The sequence below is a fragment of the Scytonema sp. HK-05 genome, assembly GCF_963872035.1.
GTDB lineage: Bacteria > Cyanobacteriota > Cyanobacteriia > Cyanobacteriales > Nostocaceae > Kalymmatonema.
This window is the reverse complement of record NZ_CAWMYC010000155.1, coordinates 19,097-43,570: the sequence shown is the minus strand read 5'-3', so window position 1 is coordinate 43,570 and position 24,474 is coordinate 19,097. Positions and strand designations below refer to the sequence as shown.

Sequence of the window (24,474 nt, the reverse complement as noted above, 5' to 3'; positions counted from 1 at the left end):
TAGACGCTCCGTCGGCGATCGCACGGGCGTTGCCACAACCCTCAATAACATCGGTCGAGTCTACGACGATTTAGGACAAAAGCAGAAAGCACTAGAGTTCTACAACCAATCTCTGCCCCTAAGACGCTCCGTCGGCGATCGCTCAGGCGAAGCGATTACTTTAGGTAATATTGGTGGATTGTACCGGGATATAAATCGACCTACTGATGCCATCTCAAATTTAGAGCAATCTCTCAAAATTATCTTGGAAATGCGCCAAGGTTTACAGCGGCAAAATCGTCAAAAGTTTCTTGAGGTTAACGATTGGAGTGCATATCTCGTCGATGTCCTTATCGAGCAGAAACAATATGATAAAGCTTTTGAATGGGTGAACTTATTCACCACGGCTGAGTTAGCTGATTACACTCGCTTGATTAACGCCAAAGTTACCAACTTACAAGCACAGCTAACTCTTTCCAAGTGGAAGAGGCAAAATCAACAACTCGAAGCTTTGCGACAGCAACTACAAGATAAGTTTTCTGAGGAATTATCTAAACAAGTTCGGGAATTAGAAACGCAGGTTTACAAAGATGCTGAACGTATTTCCCAGAATTTTCCTGAAGTGGCAGAACTGTTTGAAACCACACCCCCAGATATTGAAAAGCTGAAATCTTCTATCCCAACAGGGACGGTTGTTGTTCAACCCGTCGTACTAACCGATTCCATCGCCATTTTTGTTTTAACCAAAGACCGTTTAAATGTCGTTAAAAGACCGATTCCCAGTGATTTTAATCAACTCCTCACGCAGTACCTCAAACAGGTACAAAATGAGGGTGATGATAGCTACATCGAAACTGGTAGCAGCCCACTGTACGATATCCTCATTCGTCCTGTGGAGAAAGAAATTCAGGCTTTGTCCCCCAAAGAGCTAAGTATTATCACGAGTGGGAAACTCCGCTACCTTCCTTTTGAAACTCTTTTTGACAAGGAAAAAAAGGAATTCTTAATCAAGAAATATCCCGTTAACTATCTTACCCGCATTTCTACTCGTTCTTTAGAACCACCGACAGCACAGAAGCTTGTACGCCAACAACAAACTGTCTTAGCATTTGGTAATCCCGTACCTCATGATCCACAAAATTTACCAGGCGCAGAGGAAGAAGTTAAAAATATCACCCAACTATTTCCATCAAGTCAAGCTTACCTCGGCAACGACGCCACCTTGAACAACTTCAAAACTTACGCCTCCCGCTTTCCCTTGGTGCATTTAGCAACTCACGGTTGCTTCCAAGAGGAAGATTGTAAAAAGTTGAACTTAAAAAAGAATACATTACTGTTTGCTGACACTCAATTTGATATTGCTGATGCTGCTCGTTTGGGGTTACAAGGTACGCAACTGCTGACTCTTAGCGCTTGTCAAACGGCTCAAGCAACCAATTCTTCTGGAGAGGGAATTGTAGGTGTTGCGTACATATTTGAGCGTGCTGGTGCTAAAGCAGTGATGGCGGGTTTGTGGGCGGTTGATGATAAAGCAACGCAGAGTCTGATGATTGAGTTTTATCAGAACCTCAAGCAGGGTATGAGCAAAGGAGAAGCACTGCAAAAAGCCAAGCTGAAGCAAATTGAGCGTCATCCTTATTATTGGTCGCCTTTTGTCCTGATTGGCGATGCGCGTTGAATAAAGTTGAATAAATTTGACTTTGCATATTATGAAGGGAGAATATAGCGGTTTGCAATTGGGTAAGATACACCGAAGAAATAATGAACCACAGATGGACACAGATGGACACAGATAAATTTGTACTTCATGCATCAGATCCCCGACTTCTTAAAGAAGTCGGGGATCTTATTTTTTCACAAATCATTTAGGAGTGCTATATTCAAATCCTGTGTATTATCGCCATTGTGTTGTCTTTGCAAATGATGTTTCATGTTGTTGACTACACTGAGGAACTGCTGGCAGCGTCAAAAATTTGTTGTGCAGTCAAGTTTAACTCAGGAAATGTTGGTGACTGGATACGCTCATCTCCCCTAAACTGGCTCACTTGGTACTCATCTTCAACTAACCAATAAATAGAGATAGTGGGTTGTTTGGGATTGCCAATTAAATTACGTCCACCAAGAGCAAGATAATCCACAATCCAGTATTCAGGAATGCCAATTCCTTCGTACTCACCATATTTTTTATGGTAATCATCTCGCCAGTTAGTACTAACGACTTCAATCACCAGAGGAATTGATGCACCTTGAGTAACAGTAGATTCCTTTTTCCAAAGTGGTTCCGCTGCCAAATTAGAACGATTTAGTATCAACACATCTGGCGAGTAACCTGATTCGCTCTCAGAGGATGTCTGAGAAGTCAAAAATGTCATGCTGAACGGAGCGACAGCGCAGTGAAGCATCTCACAAATTCACGGTGAATAGGGATTCTTCGCTCCACTTCGTTACACTCAGAATGACAAAATATACCTTATCCAATCTTTTCAGACATCCTCTCAGGTGGTTTGACTAGCGCTGTTTTAGGTATGGAATAGGGAAGCTTTAGTCGTTTAATTTCTACTGCTATTTCTAGGGTTAAAAAACCTATGATGTCTTCATGTCCTCCCAGTGGTTGCGGCTTTTTAACGATGACTCCATCGTGAAGTTCATAACGTCCATCTTCCGGTTTCAAGAGTGCAAACTCTTCAAATGTTACTAGTTTGCGTACAGCTTGAGTCATTTTTCTTTCTCCTCATTTCCTTGTTCTTCTATCCATTTTCCGATAAGGCTTGTGATTAGCAAGAAATCCTGTGTAGGGTGGGCACTGCTAGTCAAGCCATTGCAGTTCTAGAGTATCGGTGGGCAGTGCCCACCACTGTGGATCTTGTCTGTAAATCGTTCACACACTGCCCACCCTACGCTCAGCATAGTGATTAGCAAGAAATCCTGTGTAGGGTGGGCACTGCTACTCAAGCCATTGCAGTTCTAGAGTATCGGTGGGCAGTGCCCACCACTGTGGATCTTGTTTCTAAACGGTTCACACACTGCCCACTCTACGCATAACATAGTCATCAAAATATAATCGTTGGGAGGCAGCAGCCCACTTTTAGGCATTCCTATGCTGAGCATAGGAACCAGAGACAGGTACCCCTCTCCTTAGTAAGGAGAGGGGATGGGGTGAGGTTTGTAGAGCAATTTAGCTTCTATGGGTACAGTCGGCGTGTGCATATCCTGTGAAAATTTGGTTTTTTAAATTCTGGAATCTTGATAAACCGCTTTGTAGTTGTTATTATCAAACAAGATATATAAAATCTATTCCTAAAGACTTATGTTAATCCCCCCTGCGGCTACTTGCCAAAGGGGTATTTTAATGGATACCTGCAAAGGAAGGGCGATTCGCGGTTCATTAGACTTCTCCCCTTTTAGTAAAGCGCTGTCGGTTGCTCAATTTTTTTTAATATCCATATAATCCTAGTAAACACATACTGTTAGCAGTACCCAATGCTGCCATCAACAGAAAGTGCATCCTCCACATAGCACAAATTAAGACAAAAAGCAAGACCTTTTCTTAGTATGCGGGCTCAAAAGTTTAGGGCAACATTGTGTTGCAGTCCTAAAGGAGTACGATGTTAAAGTCAGCGCCATTGACGTTGTGCAGCCCGGAAGTTGGGAAGTTCCAGAAGTACCAAGCTTACTAGAAAAGTTAATCATAGGAGACTGCCGCCAACCAAGTATTTTAGAGCAGGCAGGTATACGTCAGTGTCGTTCAATACTTTTACTGACAAGAAATGAGCGGATGAATATAGAAGCTGCGTTTGCAGCACGGCGTCTTAATCCGCACGTTCGCCTGATTGTACGTTCTAACAAACAAAATTTCAACGAACTGTTGTGCGAAAACCTAGGCAATTTTGTTGCCTTTGAGCCTACCCATCTTTCGGCTCATGCCTTTGCTCTGACAGCCCTCGGTTCTGAAGCTATTGGATATTTCACCTTAGAGGGGCAACTCTTGCGAGTGATAGAGCATCAGGTACAACCAAACGAGCGCTGGTGCGATCGCAAGCCAGTACATAGACTCAATCTAACAACTCGCCGCATTTTGTGTCATACACCTGTTTCATCTGACGCACCTAAACAATTCTATGACTGGGACCCAGAGGCAGAAGTGCAGGCGGGAGACACACTCGTTTACATTGATGTTGCACACGAACTGGATTTATCTGAGCAAGATACAAGCAAATCTCACCACAAAAGGTGGCAGTGGCAACAGTTCGTCCGAAGCATCACACCAAAAAATCTTAAGCAAAAGATAGTGCTATTTTGGCAATCTTACTACCAAAGCCAAAATCAAATCCGGCGAATTGCGACAATCTATGCGATGACTGTAGTCATCCTGTGGCTCGTCGGAATAGTTCTTTACCGCTTGTATTATCCTCACATCACTCTGCAAGAAGCTTTCTATGCCACAGCAGTCTTGCTCTTGGGAGGGTACGGAGATTTATTTGGCGGCGTTGAGTTTGTATCGCAAGCACAACCCTCAGACCATATGCCGTGGTGGTTGCGGTTGTTCAGCCTGGGACTTACGTTGACAGGTCAAGCTTTCGTGGGAGTATTGTATGCACTGCTGACTGATGCTCTTGTCACTTCAAGGTTCCAGTTTTTCAACCCTCATCCTCCCATACCACAATCCAACCATGTGGTGCTTGTTGGCTTAAATCGCCTGGGGCAGAAGGTGGCTACTCTTTTGCAGGAACTCAACCAGCCGTTAGTAGGAATTCATACTACCACTCTCGACGAACGCACTTTACCCGAGATGCCCCTTATTGTTGGCAATGGTATCGAAGCACTTGCTCAGGTGAATCTCTCCTATGCCAAAAGCATCGTTTTAGTCGGGGACGATAACATGGAAAATCTGGAAATTGGTCTGATGGCTCATGCAATCAACCCCACCAGTCGCTTGATTATCCGCTCTCAAGATCGCCAATTTAGTGACAATATAGCTCCTCTGTTTCCCTATGCCAAAGTTCTGTGTGGCGCGGCTTTGTCAGCAGAAGTCTTTGCTTGTGCGGCCTTTGGAGAAAACGTTCTTAGCTTTTTTCACTTGAGCAATCAAATAGTCATGGTGACGGAATACAATATCGAACAGGGCGATACTCTCAATGAATTGCTTCTATCTGAAATAGCCCATGGTTACGGTGTTGTGCCGATTTTGTATCAGAAACGGCAAGAGAATTACTCGTTAATGCCCTGGGATGATGTCAAGCTTTGTGCTGGCGATCGCTTGATTATTTTAGCCACAAGCAGTGCCTTGCAGCGAATTGAATGGGGTGAAATGCTGCCTCGGCTTTTTAAGGTGCAGATTGAAAAAGCTTTGACTAGAAATGCTATTGCTGATGGTGCAGAAGAAATAGCGTTGATTACGGGATGTACTTTCACGACTGCTAGGCAATGGATGAATAATTTGCCTACAGTGTTGCCAACACCACTTTATAAACATCAAGCTCAGCATCTCGTCGGCAAGCTAAAAAAAGTACAAGTTTTGGCAAGTGTCATCTTCATTGGGCAACCATCAAATAGCTAACTTCACATTTTGCACCAGTTGCAGGATTTATAACATTTAAGTGGTTGTGCTGTAGTTATAGCGCTTATCAATTTCCACCCTACACCACAACCAACTTTGGTCGCGCAAAGAATGTTATTGCAGTGATACGACATGCGGTGTTAAAGCCTAATACACCATCGGTGCTTGATTTCGTAGAGCGCGTAAAGCATTCATGCAATATGGACAGTCACAGCCAAATAAGGCGATCGCCTTATCGCTTTCCTCTTCAGTAAAGTTCAACATAGCAATATTTTTGCCTGATGGATCTACTGCATTGACCCTAGATTGAGTTGTCGAGGCAGATGCTTGATTTGTTTGTGTAGCTCGTATACACACAAATTTATTGTAACTAGGATGTGGATGACGTATGCACGCCTCACCGTTTTTCGTGCGGATGACTGGCGAGACAGCATGGGCAGGATTGACCACTCCCAACACAGACATCATAGAGGCAAAAACTGTAGGGCTGGCAAGCAAACTTAGTATCAATTTCCTGTTCATGGGTTCCTTAAAAAAGTACCTGTTGACTCGAATTATCTAATTGCTCTCTACAGAGTAACTGAATTTCTACCCGGAGTAGTTCGCTTGACACTTTTTAACGCACAAAAGTTTCCGTTGCCGCTTAGTTTGATGAAAAAATTAGGGGGGCAAAGCTTATTGACTCAACAAACAAGCTTGTCAAAAAGGAGTTGACAATGCGCGAGCTTTATATTGTTTACCGCTGTAGCTGCTGCATGAGGGCTTGTACCTGTTGATAAGCTTGGGTATTTCCTTGTTCGCGGAAAAGTCTTGCAGCACGCTGTAGATCTTCAACAGCTTGCTTGTTATCTCCTAAAGCATACTGGGTAAGCCCTCGGTTGCTGTAGGCATCAGCTCGGTTAGGATTTCTATTGATAGTTTGGTTAAAATTGACAATCGCTTGCTTGTGATTTCCCAGCTTAAAATTGGCAAGTCCGAGATTGTAATAAGCATCTACAAACTGCGGATCTATTTTTATCGTCTGGTTAAAGTCTGCAATAGCTGCTGGGATATTTCCCAAGTCCGCATAAGCAGTTCCCCGGCTGTTATAAGCGTCTGTATGCTTGGGATTAAGTCTTAGTGCCAGGTTAAAATCTGCAATCGCTGTCTTAGAATCTCCTGATTGCACTCGTGCCAGACCTCGAAGACAATAGCCTTCGTAATATTGCGGATTCAGTCGCACAACCTGGTTAAAATCTTCAATAGCTCCACTGAAGTCGCCTTGTCCTAGCTTTAGCACACCTTGGTTATAATATTCTTGAAAATTAATTTGTTTTATAGGCGTCTGTGATGCCTGTGCATGAGCAACAGCAGGCATTCCTCCAAGTACAGCCGTTATTCCTAATATTGTAAGCGCTTGCTTGATACGTTTCATTGCCTTACCTCCAAAAGCAACCATTCTGCTTACCCTCATTCTAATTAAGAAGTAAAAGACAACCCGTTTGAAAAGGTTTGCACTAGCAACCAAGCATTTAAACCTACAATTACAGTTGCAACTAACCAGGATAAAGTTTTTAGCCATAAAGGATTGACAAATTCACCCATCAAACGACGGTTGCTTGTAAACATCACTAAAGGAACCACCGCGAACGATAGCTGTAAACTCAAAACAACTTGACTGAAAATCAGTAATCCACTGGTGCTGCTTTCACCAAACCAAATAATCGAAATCAACGCTGGAATAATCGCGAGTAACCTAGTTGCTAAGCGCCGCACCCAAGGTTTCAAGTGCAGATTCAGAAATCCTTCCATGACAATTTGTCCTGCTAACGTTGCGGTTATCGTGGAACTTTGTCCGGAAGCGAGTAATGCCAAAGCGAAAATTGCACTCGCTACATTCACACCTAGTAAAGGTGAAAGTAATTTATAAGCATCTTGGATTTCTGCGACATCTTGATGACCAGAAGAATGAAACGTAGCAGCCGAAATAATTAAAATGGCTGAGTTGATAAACAGTGCAAAAAATAAAGCGACTGTTGAATCAATGGTGCTAAATTTAATGGCTTCCCATTTCTTCTTAGGTGTCGGTTCCCAATCCCGTGTCTGTACAATTGATGAATGTAAATATAAATTATGTGGCATCACAGTCGCCCCTAAAATGCCAATGGCAATGTAAAGCATTTCGGGATTCTGCAAGATTTCGATTTTGGGAATATAACCTAATAAAATACTGCCCACATCAGGACGCGAAAAGATAATTTCTGCAGCAAAACAGATTCCTACGGTTGCGACTAACATCAATACCAAAGCTTCTGTATAGCGAAAGCCTTTATTAAGCAGCAACAGCAATACAATAACATCTAGCGCCGTAATGCAGACACCCAAAGCAAGAGGAATACCAAATAGTAATTGTAGGGCGATCGCACTTCCCAGTAATTCTGCTAAATCACAAGCAGCGATCGCTATTTCACAAAGTACCCACAAACAAAAGTTTACACGGGGGCTGAAATACTCTCGGCACGCCTGTGCTAGATCTAATCCCGTCGCCACCCCTAAGCGTACACATAGCGACTGCATCAAAATCGCCATCAAGTTAGAAAGCATAATTACGCTTAGCAGTACATAACCAAATTTAGCTCCACCAGCTAAATCTGTTGCCCAGTTCCCTGGATCTATGTATCCCACAGAAACGAGATATCCTGGTCCGGCATAGGCAAGCATTTTACGCCAAAAGCCGTTGCTGTTAGGGACATAGATGCTGCGGTGAACTTCAGGAAGACTGGGTCTGTGTTCGGGGCGAGTCATTTATTTGATCTCTGAAAACTTTCATATTGTTTTCATAATCTCAGAAAATTTGTCACGAACATCAATCATAAGATGTATATAAAGATATACATACGGAGAGAAACATTATACCGGAACTGGCACAATTGAGACTTTAGTAAATGATATTCGTGCTGTTATTAAGAGTGACTTTGCTTTCCTTTAACCTCCCAGAGACTGAAATCTGAGAAAATCTAAATTTTGTAAATTTTATTTACAATTAGGAGTTGCTCAACTGAAAGAAATACTGAAGTCCTTACTTAACTTTATTTGGGCTGGCTTGTTTGAGATAGGCGGTGGCTATTTGGTCTGGCAATGGTTAAAAGAAGGAAAGCCTATATGGTGGGGAATTGCGGGAGGTATTGGGTTAGCTCTATATGGTATCGTCGCGACTCTCCAGGCTGCAAACTTTGGTAGAGTTTATGCTGCTTACGGCGGCGTATTTATAGCAATGGCAATGCTTTGGGGTTGGAAGGTAGATGGGGTAGCTCCAGACCGCTATGATATACTAGGAGCTTTTTTGGCGTTACTGAGTGTATTGATTATCATGTATGCGCCGAGAACTTGAACTCTCCACGCTTTGAAAAACGTGAATTCTAGACTGTTGTTACGACCTGGGCTAAAAGCCGCACTCGGTAACGTTGTCTTGTGTTTTTTGTAAAACACGTTGACGAGGGTAAGACAGCCCTACCCGCCTCGACCCCAAGGGGCTGTGTGGCACTTTCCTTCCTTCCAACCTTGTTCGCGCAGCGTCTCCGCTACTGAGAAGATTTTACGTGTTGAAGGCAACGATTAAATTCTTCTCAATACAACGCCATATCTTCAGTTCGTGGCTAGGAACGTTTAACCTACGTTTGTTTTTGGAGTTTTTCATCCTGTAAATTCTTGGTTAAGAGCAAATCACGTCCCCAAAACTATGCAGCCATTAAAACAACTAGCCAAGAAACTTAAAAAAGAAACTTACGCCATTTACCTAGCAAGTAAAGACACCAGGATGCCTTGGTATGCAAAGCTATTGGCTGCGATTGTTGTTGCCTATGCTGTCAGTCCCATCGACCTAATTCCAGATTTCGTTCCCATCTTGGGCTATCTCGACGACCTAATCTTAGTCCCGTTGGGAATTTGGCTAGTCCTGAAGATGATTCCCCCATCTGTTTTAGCTGAGTGTCGCCAGAGGGCTGAAGCCACACAGCCTCAGGAGAAGCCCACCAGCCTGGTAGCAGCAGGTGTGATTGTGATTATTTGGGTAATATTGGGGAGTTTAATTGTGCTTTTGCTAAAACACTTCTTGAAACGATAAGCAACAGAGCTCTTTTATCTCACCTGCACTCGTTTGGCTCTGCCCTATGGAGTCGTAATGGGTTTGATTCTTATCCTGTGCGGCTTTACGGTTTACAGGTTAATCGTTCATATTCGTTGGCTAAACCTGGAGCGAGAGATTGGTATTACATCTTCTGAGCAGACACGGATTTTTCATCGTTTCTATAGAGTACAGCAAGACCGTTGCCGGCATAGCGGCGGGTCGGGATTAGGACTAGCAATTGCAAATGCGATCGCCCAAGCGCATCATGGCGACTTGCTTTTAGAGAGCGAATTGGGTAAAGGTAGTATTTTTACCGTTCGACTGCCTTTAGAAAGAGCTTTGTAGCCTCTACAGATTTAACAGTGCAATTAACTAATTGCTTGACTCTAGCATCACTAAGTCAAACTTTAGAAGTCTCAGGGCCGATGACGATTCTTGTAGAGTTTGTTACTCTTAGCCCTGAATCATTGTATCTACTGAGTGACCGTGATGAGTCGTCGAACAGCCCGCTCCTACGCTTTCCTGTCGATTGCCGCTGCAATCGTCACTATTGCCCTGAAGTTTGGGGCTTACCTGCTAACGGGATCAGTGGGGCTGCTTTCAGATGCGATTGAGTCAATTGTAAATCTAGTGGCAGCAGTGGTGGCACTGTGGGCATTGACCTATGCTGCCAAACCAGCCGATGCTGAACACACCTTTGGGCATTCCAAAGCTGAATACTTCTCCAGTGGTGCAGAAGGTGCGTTGATTGTAGTGGCAGCCATTAGCATTGCTTTTGAAGCCTGGGAACGCTTGCTACATCCAGAACCACTAACACAACTTGGACTGGGGTTGGCACTCTCGCTGTTTGCAACAGCAATCAACGGCGTTGTTGCCTTTGTCTTGCTACGGGCGGGACGGCGATTACGTTCTATTACACTTCGGGCTGATGCACACCACTTATTCACGGATGTAGTGACTTCAGGTGGTGTCGTACTTGGAATCTTCCTCGTCAAGGTAACAGGCGCTCTGGTGCTTGATCCAATTGTCGCACTTTTGGTGGCAGCAAATATTGTTTGGACAGGATTTCGTTTGCTGCGGGAAACCGGTAGCGCGTTACTGGATGCAGCTTTACCTAAAGAAGAAATTGACGCAATTCTCCTTATTCTCAACGAGTATAAACGCCAGGACATCCAGTTCCACGCCCTGCGAACCCGCATTGCTGGAACACGCCGCTTTGTTTCCTTCCATGTCCTTGTGCCTGGATCTTGGACAGTCCAGCAAGGACATGATTTGTGCGAAGCGATTGAGCTTGCCATCAGCAGGGCACTGCCTGTAACCCACGTCACAACGCACCTCGAACCTCTGGAAGATCCAGCCTCTTGGGAAGATCAGGAATTGGAGCGTCCGAGCAATCAGCACATCCAAGGATGACCGCATAAGTTGGTTCCCTTGTTGTCAAAATAACATTAGATACCGTGACTTTTCCCAATCACCCAATGACGTTTGAAAAAACGGGCTAAAGCAGACTCTTCCAAAGATAAATATATTGGGCGTCCGTGGGGACAGGTGCGGGGGCTGCGTGTGCGTTGCCATTGATCTAGGAGTGTTTGCATTTCTTGTAAACTCAGGGTTGTACCGTTGCGAATGGCACTACGACAAGCAACGGCGACTTGCGCTGCTTGCAACTCACCTCCCCAACTGAGTTCTAAAATTGCATCGGCACAGTCGTCTCGGTGTTGAAAAAGTGCAGGTACGCTGCGAACTGCCCAAAGTTGTTCGCCAAAGGGTTCTATATCCAAACCAATACGTTGCAGTTGCGAGACTTGAGCCGGAGATAATTGATAAAGAATGACTGGCGGTTCAATTGGAATAATTTTCCAATTCTCGCACAATTGCTCGTACAAAACTCGCTCATGGGCAATGTGCTGTTCTACTAACCACAGTCCACCTGGATGTTCCGCCACGATGTAGGTGTTATTAACTTGAGCAACGGCTTTGAGTTGTAGAGACGTTGGATGCACCGTCTCTCCATCCGTTTTGTCTTCTTCACTGGGAATAGAACGATTGACATTGTATCCGCCTTTTTCTTCTGCGGCTTTGAGTAATTTACCAACTCGGGTTGTGTGAACAGCTTCTTTAACAGACGTAGAATTAATGCGGAGTGCTTGGGCGATCGCCCCACTAATTTGTTCTTGCCAATGACTCAGTTGGTTGAGATAAATTTCTGATTTTGCTGGGTTGCGGTTCCAGTTGATATGTTCCGGAGAAATGAATAAATGCAGGAAACAAACTGGATAGCGATCGCGCGGTAATGTCCTATGAAATGCTGACAGGATAGTTTGCTCTAATTCCGACGACTTCACCATCCGTCCGTTCACAGCAACTCGCACCCAGTCTGGACGATGGCGATGACACCGATCAGGTAATCCTACAACCAAATGTAGTCCTGAGTTCTCAGTTCTCAGTCTTGAATTCTCACTCGTGAGTCTTGAATTCTCGCTTGTGAGTTTTGAGTTGTGAGTTGTCAGTTGTAGAGACGCGCCACCTCTCGTCTCTAGATTTCTCAGTTCTGAGTTCTGAGTCCTGAGTTCTGAGTTCTCAGGATTGGGTATTTCTAATTTCAACTCCTGTAAATCAGCTTCTTTGACTTGATGTAGAATCTGGGGCAGCAGTTGTCCTATCGCGGCGGAGGGACAAAGGGTGAACCACTCTTTGTCATTTTGCCAAACTTGCCAGGTAACATGAGGATGACACAAAGCGATTTGATGAATTGTTGCTTGCACTGCTTTCATTTGCTGTGCTAATGTTGGCAACGCCTGACGACGAGGTAAACAATTACCAAAGAGATTAGAGACACTCACCACTGTACCAGGAGCGATCGCAGCAACTTCTACGTACAATGCTTCCCCAGCATAGCCATACACAACCCGCCAGCCACAATCTCCACCTCTTGGACGACTCAATATTTCTAAATCTGCCAGAGTCGTCAAACTATGCAACGCCTCTCCACGAAACCCCAAACTCGTAATTTTCCACAAATCTGCACAATTGCGAATTTTACTGGTACTGTGTGCTGTTGCTGATTTGTGCAAGTCATCTAAAGTCATTCCGCAGCCATTATCTGCTACGCGCACACGCCATTGTTGCGGCCATAAGGACACTACAATCCGTGTCGCACCTGCATCTAGGGAATTTTCGACCAATTCCCGTACGACAGAAGCAAAACAGTCGATGACCTCTCCGGCTGTAATGAGATGTACGACTTCTGCTGGTAAAGCTTGAATAGTTGACATCAGAAACTACAGTGTAGAGGACGAGTCAACTCCTGTGATGACCAGAGCGAATTGTACTACAACGTTTTTGTAAAAATTTGTCCTGTTTAATAAGACTTAACTTATAGCGGTAAGAACCCGGAGTAAGGTACACAAAGAAATAATGAACCACAGATGGACACTCATGGAACACAGATGTAGACAAAGGAGGCGGCTTAAGGGAGGGTACACAGATAAATAATTACTTCATTCAAATGAAAAGCACTATAAGTTATTGAAGCTTACAGCAGTTTTTACCCCACCCGCCCTATCGGCACCCTCCCCGATTCATGGGGAGGGTTGGGGCAGGGTAATTTTCTTTACAAATGTTCATCCGGACATGAGACTACTCAGTACTTAAGACCGTTTTTGCTGACATCTGACAGCCAGTCAAACGCCTGTGGCAGTTTACGACTCCATGATGGCTAAAGCTTTAGCCGGTTCAGTGTTCAGCAACCCATTGAGTAAGGATACTGGACGCTGGCTGTAGGGCCAAGCAAAAGCATGACGGAATGCTGCATCCTGACAAGCTTGTAACTGTTGAAAGTTGATAATGTCATAAGTCAAGAGATTTTCATACTCAAACGGCAGACGCACATTGTGCAACCCGGCGTTATCAGTACAAATAGCGATGTCCACTCCGGCATCAAAACATCGGTCAAACACTAACTTGAGTTGACGTATGTCTTCCAAAGTCCCAGTTTTCAAGTAGGTTGTGGGGCAAACCTCCAAACACTGACCGCGCGTTGCCACCTCTTTAAGTAACTCAGGATACAGCAGGGGAATTTGAATGCCGTGACCAATCCGCATCAGATAAGGTAAAAGTTGGGGATAACATCCAGCAGTCGTTTCATAAAGATGACCTGTGGTGTTAATTCCAAGCGATCGCGCATAATCATACAAACTAATCCATTCCTCCATGCGATCGGCATAGTAGCTGTCTCCCCCAGCCACGTCTATACCACAAACATACTGCTTGTTCTGTGCTGCCAAATCAATAATCGCCTTATTTACCTCAAACGGTAGGCGTGTGTGCATACAGAGAATTTGGCTGGTGACTATTGGATATTCCGATATTTGGCTGGCTTTGCCCACAACTTCCACAATTTCCGCCATCTTGTCAATTCTCTCTGATTGACTCAGATGGTCTGGCGTGCGCAAATAAGGGGTGTAGCGCAGTTCTAGATAAGCCAAATTTTCAAAAATGTAAGCACCCCTAAGCAAGCGGTAGATAAAGTAAGGCAAAGTCTCCACAGTTTGCACGCTTTCTACCAAGGTGTGCAACTCCAGATACTCATCTAGAGTATTGCGTGGGCGCGTGTAAAACTCTTCAAACTCTGAATACTCAGCAAACCGGGAAATCATAAGAGACGAGTTGCGCTCGAAGTATCGCCACAATACACGAGGGACAACCGAACCGCCTAGATGCCTATGTAATTCTGCATATAAAGCCATAGTAGTCTTTTAACAACCGAAAAATTGTAATTATTATTAACAGTAACAAATAAAAAAACAGGTCATGAGATAAGACGTTGTTATCTTTTTTGTTGAATTTTTTCCTCCCATACATTGACATAGGCAAACAAATATGCTCATAATAATAATTTGTGGAAACTTTAGCTCTTTAATAAAAACTTGGCTAACGTCATTGTTATAGGTGCCCAGTGGGGCGATGAAGGAAAAGGTAAAATAACAGACTTGCTCAGCCGCTCCGCAGATGTTGTCGTACGTTACCAAGGGGGCGTCAATGCTGGACATACAATTGTAGTCAAGGGTCAAACCTTCAAGCTGCACTTGATTCCCTCTGGTATTTTGTATCCAAATACCGACTGCATTATCGGCTGTGGGACAGTCATAGATCCACAGGTTTTGATAGCAGAACTTGACCAACTAGAAGCACTTGGTGTTTCCACTCGCCATCTGCTAATTTCTGAGACAGCTCATATCACGATGCCTTACCACCGATTGATTGACTCGGCATCGGAGGAGCGAAGGGGTAGCCATAAAATTGGCACTACCGGTCGAGGGATTGGTCCAACTTATGCTGATAAATCAGAGCGGACTGGTATCAGGGTTTTAGATTTGATGGACCCTGAAGGACTGCGCGAACAGCTCGAGTGGACGATTAATTATAAAAACGTCATTCTGGAAAAGCTTTATAATATACCGCCGTTAGACCCGCAACAGGTGATTGACGAGTACTTGGGGTATGCAGAACGCCTGCGACCGCACGTCGTCGATACTTCTCTAAAAATATACGACGCGGTTCAAAGGCGGCGCAATATTTTGTTTGAAGGAGCGCAAGGTACGCTCTTGGACTTGGATCATGGGACATACCCTTATGTTACCTCCTCTAACCCAGTGGCGGGGGGAGCTTGTGTTGGGACGGGGCTAGGACCAACAATGATTGACCGAGTGATTGGGGTAGCGAAAGCTTACACCACTCGGGTAGGCGAAGGACCTTTCCCCACAGAAATAGATGGGGAATTGGGAGAATTATTATGCTCCCTTGGTGCGGAATTTGGCACAACCACCGGACGTAAGAGACGTTGTGGTTGGTTTGATGCGGTTATTGGTCGCTATGCCGTCCGCGTTAATGGTATGGACTGTTTGGCAATTACCAAACTCGATGTCCTCGACGAACTGGAGGAAATCAAAGTTTGTGTGGCTTATGAGATAGATGGGGAACGCAGTGAACACTTTCCTCGCAGCGCCCGTCAATTTGCTCAGTGTCGCCCCATCTACAAAACCTTGCCAGGATGGCGTACCTCAACCAGTCACTGCCGCTCCCTAGAAGAATTGCCAAGGCAAGCGCTAGACTACTTAAAATTCTTGGCAGAATTGATAGAAGTGCCGATCGCAATTGTCTCCTTAGGAGCGAGCCGCGATCAAACTATCATTGTAGAAGACCCGATCCACGGTCCGAAACGTGCTTTGTTGCACCCTGACGGCACGCCCGCTTCATTGCTGAGTGCGTAGGGGTGTAAGGCATTGTGCCTATACGAGCGTGATAGTATCAAAATCCGCCACTTGCTTCAACGGGGGAAACCCCCGCAACGCAGTGGCTCAAAAATCCAAAATCTAAAATCTAAAATCCTAACATGGAGTTAACAGTCGAATCTCAAAAGCGGCCAGAAGGCAGCAAGCCCAATGCTTTGCGCCGTTCTGGAAAAATCCCCGCGAATTTGTACGGTCATAAAGGTACCGAGTCAATTGCTATCGTCCTTGATGCTAAAGTCGTTGACCGCCTGCTCACTAAGGGTTCGATTAACAACACTTTGATTGACCTCAACATTACTGATATTCCTTGGCGTGGAAAAACCTTGCTACGGGAAGTTCAATCTCATCCAGCAAAACGTACGCCTTACCACCTGAGCTTTTTTGCTGTCGCAGGTCACGGTGACACGGATATTGAAGTACGTCTCAGTTTTGTGGGAGAACCAGTCGGTGTGAAGCAAGATGGTGGTGTATTAGACACGCACCTTACACTCTTGCCGCTGCGTTGTGCACCAGAAAACATTCCTGCAGTGATTGAAGTTGATATCTCTAATCTGAACATCGGAGATAGTTTGACTGTTGAGCAACTCTCCTTGCCTGAGGGTGCTAAATATTTGGGTGAACCAGGGCAATCTGTTCTGATTGTGTTGCCTCCACAAGGAAGTTCTGATACAGAAACAGAATCTGTGACCTGAGATACCTAAAGTTTGTTATAGTTACCGTTGAAACCAGGGGGCATACCTCTGGTTTTTTGTTGTTTGAACCGCCAAGTCGCCAAGGACGCCAAGAGAAGATGACAGAAGTTTCGATTCCGGCTTTAATTGAGCAAATGTTGCAGCCTGGGTTTTATCCGCATCCGGTGAAGGAACCGATTCAATTGGTTCAGACGCATATTTCTTATGTGCTGTTAACTGGGGATTATGCTTATAAAGTGAAAAAGCCTATGAATTTTGGCTTTTTGGATTTTTCGACTTTAGAGAAGCGGGGACATTTTTGTCAGGAAGAGTTACGTTTAAATCAGCGCGGAGCTGCGGAATTGTATTTGGAGGTGTTTCCTATAACTTTGGTGGGGGAGCAGTACCAACTAGGGGGAACAGGAGAAGCTGTGGAATATGTGCTGAAAATGCTTCAGTTTCCCACAGAAGCGCTGTTTAGCAAAATGTTTGAGCAGGGTCAGTTAAATGAAGCACTTGTAGAAGAGTTGGGACGGGTGGTAGCTGAATATCATGACACTAAAACTGTGACGAATGATTACATTCGCTCTTTTGGTGAGGTGGAGCAAGTTCGGGAGGCTTTTGACGAGAATTACGAGCAAACGCAAAAGTATATCGGTGGTCCCCAGACACAGCAGCAGTTTGAGGAGACAAAGGAGTATACAGATAAGTTTTTTGCCGAACGCCGCGAACTCTTTAACAGCAGAATTCAAAAGAATTATGTTCGAGAGTGTCACGGGGATTTGCACCTGGGAAATATTTGTTTGTGGAAAGATAAAATTTGGCTGTTTGACTGTATTGAGTTTAATGAGCCGTTTCGCTTTGTCGATACAATGTTTGACGTTGCTTATGCTGTGATGGATTTGGAAGGTCAGCAGCGTCCTGATTTGAGTAATGCTTATTTGAATACTTACGTTGAGGTGACTGGGGATTGGGAAGGGTTACAGGTGTTGCCCATTTATTTAAGCCGACAATCGTATGTCAGGGCAAAGGTGACTTCATTCTTGTTAGATGACCCGAGTGTCCCCTCTTCGGTGAAGGAGGAGGTCGCAAAAAAAGCAGCGAATTATTACAAGCTTGCTTGGGAATACACAAAACCCCGTCAAGGACGGCTGATTTTGATGTCGGGTGTATCGGGTTCTGGTAAAAGTACGACAGCACGGTATTTAGCTCGTCAATTGGGGGCAATTCAAATTCGTTCGGATGCGGTGCGAAAACATCTGGCGGGAATTGGGTTGTTGGAACGCGGTGGTGATGATTTGTACACAGCCGAGATGACTCAAAAAACTTATGCACGGCTGTTGGAATTGGGAATTTTGTTGGCAAGTCAAGGATATTCGGTGATTTTGGATGCTAAGTATGACCGACAGCAGTTGCGTGAGGAGGCGATCGCCTCAGCTCAAGAGCATCAACTTCCTTTGCAAATTATCTCCTGCACAGCACCGTTAGAAGTTTTGCAACAGCGACTCGATGACCGTACTGGTGATATTGCTGATGCGACTGCTAATTTATTAAAATCTCAGATCGAGCAAGCTGAACCTTTGAGTGAAAAAGAAAAACCACTCGCTAAAATTTTGGATACGACTCAATCAATAGAGGCACAATTAAAGAATGTAATTCAGCAATAGGCTTACCTTATGGCACCACCAAAGCTGACCTTCTCACCAAACTTCGTAACGCAAATCCTACTTGGGTTATTTTTCACACTCATATTTATAGCGACAGGCTACAACCCAGCCCTCAGTATTTTTCTGGGCGTCTTGGGTGGTTTAGCCTTAGGCTTGATAACGACATCAACCAAAAGTGGTCCCCGGGCTTCAACAGTAGCTACCTCTGAAGGCGTTGATGCAGGCTTGAAGTATTGGTTATTTTTCTTACTCGGCTTTGTGTTCGTGGGGTATAAACCACCGATGGGTATCTTTCTGGGTGCGATCGCTGGTATAGGCGGAGGGTGGATTATTGCTTGGTGGCAAAGTAAGGAAGAATCAAGAACTCAGCTCCCACAAGAAGAGTTAGAAGAGGGCGATACTGAAATTGCCAGTGAAAAACAACTAACCAGAGGACGTCAAGTCAGGAAAACCACTCGCCGTTTCCGTCGCCGCCCTGGAAGTATTAATTTCCGGTTTTGGGAAAGGTAGCCAAATAGAGAGATGAGGGAGATAAGGGAGATAAGGCGGTTTCTGAGAAAGAATTTACCACTTAAAGCGAGGCATCCCGCTAACCCACAGGAAGTTCAGCCAACCTCCCCGGTAATTTGTTTCCTGAAAATCACCAAAGGGAGAGTAGACATTGTTTATTTACTTCTGTGTAATTATCGTCCTCATCCCCCTCATCGTCCTCATTTTCCTCATCCCCATCATGTCAACTGAGAAATTTGCCAAATGTTTTTCTATCTCTCCAAGTTGCTACCACTGTTTTTCTATCCCCTAGGACTGGCTTGCTTATGCTTGCTGGTAGCACTTTTTATGTTATGGAAACGACCACGCACTGCGGCGCTAGCAATTGCGCTGGCGCTGATTTTATTGTTATCTAGCAGTAATGCCTGGGTTTCTCGCTTGCTTGTGCAATCTCTGGAATGGCAAAATCTTCCACCTGTTGAAATACCAACGGCAGAAGCTATTGTCGTTTTGGGTGGTGCTACCAGATCAGCTGTGCCGCCACGACCTACTGTAGATTTAAATGAAGCAGGCGATCGCGTCATTTACGCTGGTCAACTCTACCGCGAAAAAAAAGCTCCTGTGATCATTCTCAGTGGTGGTCGGATTAATTGGAAGGGAAGCGGTTCACCAGAATCGGCGGATATGGCTACTATCCTCACCTCTATTGGTATACCAGAAGCAGCAATTGTACAGGAACCTGATTCCCTCAACACTTATCAAAATGCGGTGAATGTCAAGAAAATTTTGGTGTCTCGCGGGATTCGCCGCGTTTTACTGGTGACTTCGGCAATTCATATGCCGCGATCGCTTCTCATTTTCCGTCGTCAAGGTATTGATGCCATTCCCACACCAACTGACTTTCTCATTAGTGAGGGTGATTTGGAAGAACTAACCAGCACCCCAAAGGCGGCGTTACTGAATGTGTTACCTGATGTTGACAACCTAAATTTATTTACCGCTGCTTTGAAAGAATACGTTGGTATTCTCGCCTATCGCTTGCGCGGATGGCTGTGAAAGCGAGTTATGACTTAGTAGCTATTGAGTACGTAATAATAAATAAAGATTTGTACAACAACTCCCCATTTTTTACTCTTATCTTTTTGCTCAATTAGGATTATGTCTCAAGAGTTACCGCTTATTATACCTGCCCCTCAACCGCAAGTTGAGGACACATTTGCCTCTTACCAAACAACTCACCAGTTCTATTACGAAGTTCAGGCGCGGTCAGAGCTGAAAAGACATTGTGAATGGTATTATACTACAGCAGAGAACCACCGTCAAGAGCTAGAAAGAATGCGCGGCGAACTAAATATAATGCAGTGGTTTCGCCGCAAATGACTGATTTAGAGGGTTTCTAATTCATTTTCACGCAAGTGTGCCTTGAATTTTTTACTAAACTGAACTTGAATCGGCAAGTTAGCGCTGACAGGTCTACCTTGCCATTGATTGATAATACCTACCACGTCACCTTCTGTGCCTTTGAGGTCAAAAGCTTTCCCGCGATGCTCAGGATGATGGTAAACTATGACGGATTCTTTAACGCGGACGCGATCGCCAATTTTCATATTAGTATTTACACCTAGCTTTTCCACAACTGTCTCCACAGCCATCCCTCTCTAAACTTGCTTTTTTGAAAAATAGACTGCTTGCTAAAGTTACCGTTAAATCATAGCCAGTACAGATGCGCTGTTGGGCGTTCCTGTAGCTGCTAGAGAAACAAAGCTCCCAAGTTCCCGCTTGTTGGGAAACCCCAACGGGAGAGCCAGTTGCCGTGAGAGCGGGAAACCCTCCTGGATCACTGGTCTCACCGCCTGTAGGACTTCTCTCTGCCTGTGCAGGCTTTATGATTTAATGATCAGCCTTCGTCCTTACTCCTTTGTTCTGCCAATCAACGAAGAGACGAACAGGGGTAGGGCAACATGAGAGCCGCCTCGTATTTGGGCAAGAGGTCTAGTTCTTATTATCTTCACTCTAGGATGCTCCCAAGGTCAACTGCTTACAGAGGAAGTTGCTCAAGCTGGAATGGTAGAGACTGTAGTGGATTTCTCTATCGATTTGGTGTTGTATGAAAAATATATGTCAATTTTCCAGGACTTGTTCCACAATTTAAATAGACCACATTGTAATGAAAGTGCATACTACGTCTCTACAGGGATTTCAATTTTAGGTATGTGGTTCATTGACTTGAAAACTGAAGATTTTGCCTGTAGAAATTCGAGGCAAATTTATTTCTTCTCTTCTTCGCCCTCTGGCTTAGTATATTTACAGAAAACATTCAGCCCAATTTTTAAAATATATAAAACGATAATTGTGGCGATCGCCCCATCAATAGGTATCCCATTTAAGGCTGCAACTGTCACCAATGAGCCGATAATACTGTTGAGTAAAGAAGCGCTACCAGGATTATTCGTGTATTCCTTGGGTTTACCGCGTAAACCTTCATCACCGCAGATTTCAGCGCGGATTTCATCAAGTACAAGTTGCAATAGAGATTTGCCCTTGCCGTATTCTTGAATGCCGAATTGTTCTTGCCAGAGAATGTCAAAACTAGCTTCTAAATTACCGTTGTTTTGTTCTAGGGTGGAAAGTGCTTTTTGTGCAGGTTCGTCTTTGAGAAGTTGTTGGATTTCTTGAATTTCAGAAGCGGTTAATTGAGTGTTCATAAATATATTTTTTAGCCAAATAATCTATCAAAGATTTGTTAATTCTTGAATTAACTGTTCAGGAGTCATAATTCGTGGAATCGTTACCGGAAAATCGACTGGGTTGCGAGTAATAATAGCATCTAAGCGATTAAGAACCGCAGTGCTGTATTGAATAGCGTCTTCAAAATCTTTAAAGTTGCTAGTTAGTGCCATTGAGATGACTGCTTGGTCTACTGTAGCGACTTGGCAGAAAGTTACAATTCCCTTTAAAAGGGATAAAGCAGATGCGCGACCTTTATCTTTGCGGATAATATAATAAAGGTCACTAAAAGTAGAAGCAGAAATGTAACCTTCTATTTGTTTTTGATAAATCAACGATAATACTTGTACGCTGTTACTGTAAAAGGGATGTCGTTCCAGAGCAAAATCAAGAATTATATTAGTGTCTAGCAAGACCTTCACAGATTATGTTTCTCCTTCAAATATTCCCATTTTGCTTGCTCAGGGTCAAAGTCTGAAGGAGTTGGTTCTGTGCTTTCTAACCATTCTTTCAAAATGGGGATAGAGCATTCTACAACTCTTTTTGGCTTTGCAGGCTGTGGTTGAGTTTGAGTTTCTGTAAAAGTTTCTACAGATGGTTCTGATTGCAAAATAATGACTTCCACTTTTCCAGGAGCAATATTAAGAGGTTCGTCAATAATTAAGTGACCTGATTCATCAACTGTTGCATTCAGCTTATAAGCTTGCATACTTTTGCTCCTTTTTGTTTCTAGAATATAGCCGTTCGGGAGTTGAGTGCAATACATCAAGTTAGGAGAACCACAGATGGACACAGATAAATAATTACTTCATCCAAACGAGAAGCGCTATAAAACACGGCTGTTGTAAACGTCGCGATGGGCTACGCCCCAACCTAGGCGATCGCATTCCCTCATCGTTTTATTGTTGGGATGGCGATCGCACTCACGAATCATCTGGTTGTCGTTACTTCCAGAGTTGCTGTCGTCACTCCCGAAGTTGCTGTCGTTACTCCCGGAGTTGTTGTCGTTACTCCCGAAGTTGTTGTCCTTACTTCCTGAGTTGCTGTCGTTACTCCCGAAGTTGTTGTTCTTACTTCCGAAGTTGTTGTCGTTGAGACCGCTTATGCATTCGTAACCATAGGATAAATAAAACTTATAACTTATCCCACATTGGGAATAAATCTTCCGCTTGGCACAGGTGCAGCTACACAGGCTAAACCTGCTTGCGCGGGTTTAATAACTTTGATTTTGCTGGAGTCCGCGTAGCGCTTATTCTAATCGCCAGGGCATTTTGTTCTACGACTAACTAATTTTCCTAAAATTAAGGTAGAAAAGCAAAAATCAACCAAAAAAATGTTGACAAACTATATTCAAGCAGCTTTGCACCAGGCTACTTATGAACTTTTAGATGACGGCACTTTTTATGCAGAAGTCCCTGGACTGCAAGGACTATACGCCAATGCTCCCACACTTGAAGGCTGCTGAGAAGAGTTGAAAGATTCTTTGGAAGAGTGGATTGTATTAGGATTACAGTTAGGGCATAGTTTACCTGTATTAGATGGAATTTCCCTTTCTTTTAAGAAGGATGTGGCTTAATGCCTTCTTTTGGAGCAATGAATCGAAGGGATTTGATTTATTATTTGAAAGCGCACTCCTCACCCGTCACACTATGCGCCCAAGTTCAACTGCTTCCAGAGGAAGTTGCGAAAGCTGAAATGATAGAGACTGTAGTGAATTTTTCTATCGATTTGCTGGAGTGTCAAAAACTCAAGCCAATTTTCCAGAGTTTCTTCCACATCATACTCATCAGCATCAATCATATGGGCAAACTGCTGTAAGCAACGCTCCGCTTCTGCTGATACTGCAGATCCGTCGGTTTTCGGAACGGCGTTTGTGGTAGATGTGCCCAAGGCATACCCGGAGGGTGAGGAAAATTGCACTAAGACTTTCAGCACCGATAATTTCCATTCTCTCTCTTGGCTAGAGGAGTTTGAAGGAATCATCTTCAGGAAATGCTGCTGATAATAAGCCTCTAAACCAGGGGGTTGTACAACTCTCGGATCGAACGTCTCTACAAACTCAAACGGTTCGGAGTAGAAACCCTCAGAGATGGCAGGTAAAATCTGGCTGAGGTACATAAAATTGTTTTCGCTTTTGGTAGTAAGCTGTGTGATGAATTCTTGCTCACTTGTGAAGTATTGCCGAATGTATGCTTGCACATCTTCCCGGTTTTGTTCTGGATATTCTGCTAAATCGAGAATTTGGGAAGGTGCTTCTATGAGCAAACCAGATTTCTTTTTTATGTAGGGACGGCGAGTGAGGAGGAAATACACCCCACGCGGGAGATATCTGGGGAGATAAAAGAGATTTGAGCCTGGGGTTTGGTTGGTGCGGTCAATTGCATCCAGGGCATCAATAGCAATGATAAACTTTTGCTGGGGTTCTAGCTCGTCGCTGACTTGCTGGAGGAGAGAATGTAGAGACGTTTCACCAGACGATGCAATTTGCGTGCAGATAGTCGTAAGAAATTCCTCAGCGTGATTTTTACCAGCAATTTGGGCGTTGTAATAGATAACGTGGGGATTTTCCGTCACGTATTTGGCGAGGATAGCACTTTTGCCGCTACCGGGTGCGCCGACAATGGTAAAGTAACCCCGGTTGTGGCGTTGGAGAAAATTGGATATGGCGGTGAAGACGAATGCACGACCAACAAAATTTTGGCTTTTTTCGAGAATAACTTGTTGAAATTCAGTTGGATGTCCTCTGGGGTTGTTTGTGGTTGGGAGTTTAGGGATTGAATTCATTGTCGTTTAGCATTGCTGAGAAAGAGAAAACAGGAAAATAATAAGACGTGAGTTGGATAGACCTCTCCCACCGAGCCTCCCTCTCCTACAAGGAGAGGGAGGAGCAACGTAAAAATCAGAGTTTTAAGCCTCTGCCAGTAAAAAAAGCTGCTCCTCTTCCCTCCCCTGTTAGGGGAGGGTTAGGGAGAGGTGGGGAGAGGTT

General features: G+C 44.3%; 23 protein-coding genes and 3 pseudogenes. 15 read left to right on the top strand and 11 right to left on the bottom strand.

What is annotated here, in order from left to right; translation table 11 throughout:
- Nucleotides 1-1,657 (top strand): CHAT domain-containing protein (locus AACT52_RS35990; RefSeq protein WP_143172954.1); only part of this gene is annotated, 1,657 nt, incomplete at its 5' end.
- Nucleotides 1,658-1,919: 262 nt separating this feature from the next.
- Here AACT52_RS35990 and AACT52_RS41635 read toward each other — a convergent pair.
- A pseudogene (locus AACT52_RS41635) lies at nucleotides 1,920-2,698 on the bottom strand (Uma2 family endonuclease).
- An 837-nt stretch (nucleotides 2,699-3,535) separates the two neighbouring features.
- Here AACT52_RS41635 and AACT52_RS35975 point away from each other — a divergent pair.
- Nucleotides 3,536-3,841: pseudogene (locus tag AACT52_RS35975) on the top strand (NAD-binding protein); the annotation flags it as partial.
- Between the two features lie 492 nt (nucleotides 3,842-4,333).
- Nucleotides 4,334-5,536, top strand: a complete 1,203-nt coding sequence (locus tag AACT52_RS35970) for a potassium channel family protein (protein WP_337251775.1) — start codon at nucleotides 4,334-4,336, stop codon at nucleotides 5,534-5,536.
- A gap of 147 nt (nucleotides 5,537-5,683) precedes the next feature.
- Here AACT52_RS35970 and AACT52_RS35965 read toward each other — a convergent pair whose 3' ends face one another.
- From AACT52_RS35965 to AACT52_RS35955, 3 genes are all read right to left on the bottom strand, one after another.
- On the bottom strand, nucleotides 5,684-6,058 hold the full coding sequence (locus tag AACT52_RS35965; RefSeq protein ID WP_073635205.1) for a hypothetical protein: 375 nt from the start codon (nucleotides 6,056-6,058) through the stop codon (nucleotides 5,684-5,686).
- A gap of 214 nt (nucleotides 6,059-6,272) precedes the next feature.
- Entirely contained in the window at nucleotides 6,273-6,950 is a 678-nt protein-coding gene (locus AACT52_RS35960; protein ID WP_073635206.1) for a tetratricopeptide repeat protein, read from the bottom strand.
- Between the two features lie 44 nt (nucleotides 6,951-6,994).
- Complete coding sequence (locus AACT52_RS35955) at nucleotides 6,995-8,320, bottom strand: Nramp family divalent metal transporter (protein ID WP_073635204.1); 1,326 nt, start codon at nucleotides 8,318-8,320, stop codon at nucleotides 6,995-6,997.
- Between the two features lie 253 nt (nucleotides 8,321-8,573).
- Here AACT52_RS35955 and AACT52_RS35950 point away from each other — a divergent pair, with 253 nt between their 5' ends.
- The 4 genes and pseudogenes from AACT52_RS35950 (at nucleotide 8,574) to AACT52_RS35935 (ending at nucleotide 11,054) form a co-directional block, all read left to right on the top strand.
- Nucleotides 8,574-8,906 (top strand): YnfA family protein, encoded by a 333-nt coding sequence (locus AACT52_RS35950; protein WP_073635203.1) that lies wholly within the window; start codon nucleotides 8,574-8,576, stop codon nucleotides 8,904-8,906.
- Between the two features lie 348 nt (nucleotides 8,907-9,254).
- Nucleotides 9,255-9,638, top strand: coding sequence for a YkvA family protein (locus AACT52_RS35945; RefSeq protein WP_073635202.1), 384 nt, complete (start codon nucleotides 9,255-9,257; stop codon nucleotides 9,636-9,638).
- 138 nt (nucleotides 9,639-9,776) lie between these two features.
- A pseudogene (locus AACT52_RS35940) lies at nucleotides 9,777-9,986 on the top strand (ATP-binding protein); the annotation flags it as partial.
- A gap of 144 nt (nucleotides 9,987-10,130) precedes the next feature.
- Nucleotides 10,131-11,054: a cation diffusion facilitator family transporter gene (locus AACT52_RS35935; RefSeq protein WP_073635200.1), complete on the top strand. Its 924-nt coding sequence runs from the start codon at nucleotides 10,131-10,133 to the stop codon at nucleotides 11,052-11,054.
- Between the two features lie 35 nt (nucleotides 11,055-11,089).
- On the opposite strand, the gene mutL is transcribed toward AACT52_RS35935, so the two are convergent.
- Both mutL and AACT52_RS35925 read right to left on the bottom strand, forming a co-directional pair.
- Nucleotides 11,090-12,919, bottom strand: a complete 1,830-nt coding sequence (mutL, locus tag AACT52_RS35930; protein ID WP_073635199.1) for a DNA mismatch repair endonuclease MutL — start codon at nucleotides 12,917-12,919, stop codon at nucleotides 11,090-11,092.
- Nucleotides 12,920-13,342: 423 nt separating this feature from the next.
- On the bottom strand, nucleotides 13,343-14,389 hold the full coding sequence (locus AACT52_RS35925; protein ID WP_073635198.1) for an adenosine deaminase: 1,047 nt from the start codon (nucleotides 14,387-14,389) through the stop codon (nucleotides 13,343-13,345).
- A gap of 180 nt (nucleotides 14,390-14,569) precedes the next feature.
- Between AACT52_RS35925 and AACT52_RS35920 the strand changes: the two genes are divergently transcribed.
- The 6 genes from AACT52_RS35920 to AACT52_RS35895 all read left to right on the top strand — a co-directional run bounded on the left by AACT52_RS35920 (nucleotide 14,570) and on the right by AACT52_RS35895 (nucleotide 20,141).
- Nucleotides 14,570-15,913, top strand: coding sequence for an adenylosuccinate synthase (locus AACT52_RS35920; protein WP_073635197.1), 1,344 nt, complete (start codon nucleotides 14,570-14,572; stop codon nucleotides 15,911-15,913).
- A gap of 122 nt (nucleotides 15,914-16,035) precedes the next feature.
- On the top strand, nucleotides 16,036-16,626 hold the full coding sequence (locus AACT52_RS35915) for a 50S ribosomal protein L25/general stress protein Ctc (protein ID WP_073635196.1): 591 nt from the start codon (nucleotides 16,036-16,038) through the stop codon (nucleotides 16,624-16,626).
- A gap of 98 nt (nucleotides 16,627-16,724) precedes the next feature.
- Nucleotides 16,725-18,272, top strand: a complete 1,548-nt coding sequence (locus AACT52_RS35910; RefSeq protein ID WP_073635195.1) for a bifunctional aminoglycoside phosphotransferase/ATP-binding protein — start codon at nucleotides 16,725-16,727, stop codon at nucleotides 18,270-18,272.
- A gap of 9 nt (nucleotides 18,273-18,281) precedes the next feature.
- Nucleotides 18,282-18,782 (top strand): hypothetical protein, encoded by a 501-nt coding sequence (locus AACT52_RS35905; protein WP_073635194.1) that lies wholly within the window; start codon nucleotides 18,282-18,284, stop codon nucleotides 18,780-18,782.
- 243 nt (nucleotides 18,783-19,025) lie between these two features.
- Nucleotides 19,026-19,817, top strand: a complete 792-nt coding sequence (locus AACT52_RS35900; protein WP_073635193.1) for a YdcF family protein — start codon at nucleotides 19,026-19,028, stop codon at nucleotides 19,815-19,817.
- 102 nt (nucleotides 19,818-19,919) lie between these two features.
- Nucleotides 19,920-20,141 carry a hypothetical protein gene (locus AACT52_RS35895; RefSeq protein WP_041039143.1) on the top strand — a complete coding sequence of 74 codons (222 nt, stop codon included), beginning with the start codon at nucleotides 19,920-19,922 and terminating at the stop codon, nucleotides 20,139-20,141.
- A gap of 5 nt (nucleotides 20,142-20,146) precedes the next feature.
- Here the strand turns inward: AACT52_RS35895 and AACT52_RS35890 are convergent, their stop codons facing one another.
- The 4 genes from AACT52_RS35890 to AACT52_RS35875 all read right to left on the bottom strand — a co-directional run bounded on the left by AACT52_RS35890 (nucleotide 20,147) and on the right by AACT52_RS35875 (nucleotide 22,197).
- On the bottom strand, nucleotides 20,147-20,413 hold the full coding sequence (locus tag AACT52_RS35890; RefSeq protein WP_073635192.1) for a ferredoxin-thioredoxin reductase variable chain: 267 nt from the start codon (nucleotides 20,411-20,413) through the stop codon (nucleotides 20,147-20,149).
- A gap of 615 nt (nucleotides 20,414-21,028) precedes the next feature.
- Entirely contained in the window at nucleotides 21,029-21,466 is a 438-nt protein-coding gene (locus AACT52_RS35885; protein ID WP_073635191.1) for a hypothetical protein, read from the bottom strand.
- Nucleotides 21,467-21,493: 27 nt separating this feature from the next.
- Nucleotides 21,494-21,910 carry a type II toxin-antitoxin system VapC family toxin gene (locus tag AACT52_RS35880; RefSeq protein ID WP_073635190.1) on the bottom strand — a complete coding sequence of 139 codons (417 nt, stop codon included), beginning with the start codon at nucleotides 21,908-21,910 and terminating at the stop codon, nucleotides 21,494-21,496.
- On the bottom strand, nucleotides 21,907-22,197 hold the full coding sequence (locus tag AACT52_RS35875) for a hypothetical protein (protein ID WP_073635189.1): 291 nt from the start codon (nucleotides 22,195-22,197) through the stop codon (nucleotides 21,907-21,909). Before AACT52_RS35875 ends, AACT52_RS35880 begins: the two co-directional genes overlap by 4 nt.
- A 201-nt stretch (nucleotides 22,198-22,398) precedes the next feature.
- Between AACT52_RS35875 and AACT52_RS35870 the strand changes: the two genes are divergently transcribed.
- Nucleotides 22,399-22,527, top strand: a complete 129-nt coding sequence (locus AACT52_RS35870; protein ID WP_272937132.1) for a hypothetical protein — start codon at nucleotides 22,399-22,401, stop codon at nucleotides 22,525-22,527.
- A 294-nt stretch (nucleotides 22,528-22,821) separates the two neighbouring features.
- The gene (locus tag AACT52_RS41630; RefSeq protein ID WP_443216683.1) at nucleotides 22,822-22,953 is read left to right on the top strand and encodes a hypothetical protein; all 132 of its coding nucleotides are present in this window, start codon (nucleotides 22,822-22,824) and stop codon (nucleotides 22,951-22,953) included.
- Nucleotides 22,954-23,135: 182 nt separating this feature from the next.
- Here AACT52_RS41630 and AACT52_RS35860 read toward each other — a convergent pair whose 3' ends face one another.
- Nucleotides 23,136-24,272: an AAA family ATPase gene (locus AACT52_RS35860; protein WP_073635188.1), complete on the bottom strand. Its 1,137-nt coding sequence runs from the start codon at nucleotides 24,270-24,272 to the stop codon at nucleotides 23,136-23,138.
- Nucleotides 24,273-24,474 lie beyond the last annotated feature (202 nt).

Coding starts and splice junctions, on each gene's coding strand:
- AACT52_RS35915 (WP_073635196.1), top strand. CDS start 16,036: ATGGAGTTAACAGTCGAATCTCAAAAGCGGCCAGAAGGCAGCAAGCCC.
- AACT52_RS35875 (WP_073635189.1), bottom strand. CDS start 22,197: ATGCAAGCTTATAAGCTGAATGCAACAGTTGATGAATCAGGTCACTTA.
- AACT52_RS35925 (WP_073635198.1), bottom strand. CDS start 14,389: ATGGCTTTATATGCAGAATTACATAGGCATCTAGGCGGTTCGGTTGTC.
- AACT52_RS35895 (WP_041039143.1), top strand. CDS start 19,920: ATGTCTCAAGAGTTACCGCTTATTATACCTGCCCCTCAACCGCAAGTT.
- AACT52_RS35945 (WP_073635202.1), top strand. CDS start 9,255: ATGCAGCCATTAAAACAACTAGCCAAGAAACTTAAAAAAGAAACTTAC.
- AACT52_RS35885 (WP_073635191.1), bottom strand. CDS start 21,466: ATGAACACTCAATTAACCGCTTCTGAAATTCAAGAAATCCAACAACTT.
- AACT52_RS35910 (WP_073635195.1), top strand. CDS start 16,725: ATGACAGAAGTTTCGATTCCGGCTTTAATTGAGCAAATGTTGCAGCCT.
- AACT52_RS35960 (WP_073635206.1), bottom strand. CDS start 6,950: ATGAAACGTATCAAGCAAGCGCTTACAATATTAGGAATAACGGCTGTA.
- AACT52_RS35900 (WP_073635193.1), top strand. CDS start 19,026: ATGTTTTTCTATCTCTCCAAGTTGCTACCACTGTTTTTCTATCCCCTA.
- AACT52_RS35965 (WP_073635205.1), bottom strand. CDS start 6,058: ATGAACAGGAAATTGATACTAAGTTTGCTTGCCAGCCCTACAGTTTTT.
- AACT52_RS35890 (WP_073635192.1), bottom strand. CDS start 20,413: ATGGCTGTGGAGACAGTTGTGGAAAAGCTAGGTGTAAATACTAATATG.
- AACT52_RS41630 (WP_443216683.1), top strand. CDS start 22,822: ATGTTGACAAACTATATTCAAGCAGCTTTGCACCAGGCTACTTATGAA.
- AACT52_RS35935 (WP_073635200.1), top strand. CDS start 10,131: ATGAGTCGTCGAACAGCCCGCTCCTACGCTTTCCTGTCGATTGCCGCT.
- AACT52_RS35870 (WP_272937132.1), top strand. CDS start 22,399: ATGGCGATCGCACTCACGAATCATCTGGTTGTCGTTACTTCCAGAGTT.
- AACT52_RS35970 (WP_337251775.1), top strand. CDS start 4,334: ATGACTGTAGTCATCCTGTGGCTCGTCGGAATAGTTCTTTACCGCTTG.
- AACT52_RS35905 (WP_073635194.1), top strand. CDS start 18,282: ATGGCACCACCAAAGCTGACCTTCTCACCAAACTTCGTAACGCAAATC.
- AACT52_RS35955 (WP_073635204.1), bottom strand. CDS start 8,320: ATGACTCGCCCCGAACACAGACCCAGTCTTCCTGAAGTTCACCGCAGC.
- AACT52_RS35860 (WP_073635188.1), bottom strand. CDS start 24,272: ATGAATTCAATCCCTAAACTCCCAACCACAAACAACCCCAGAGGACAT.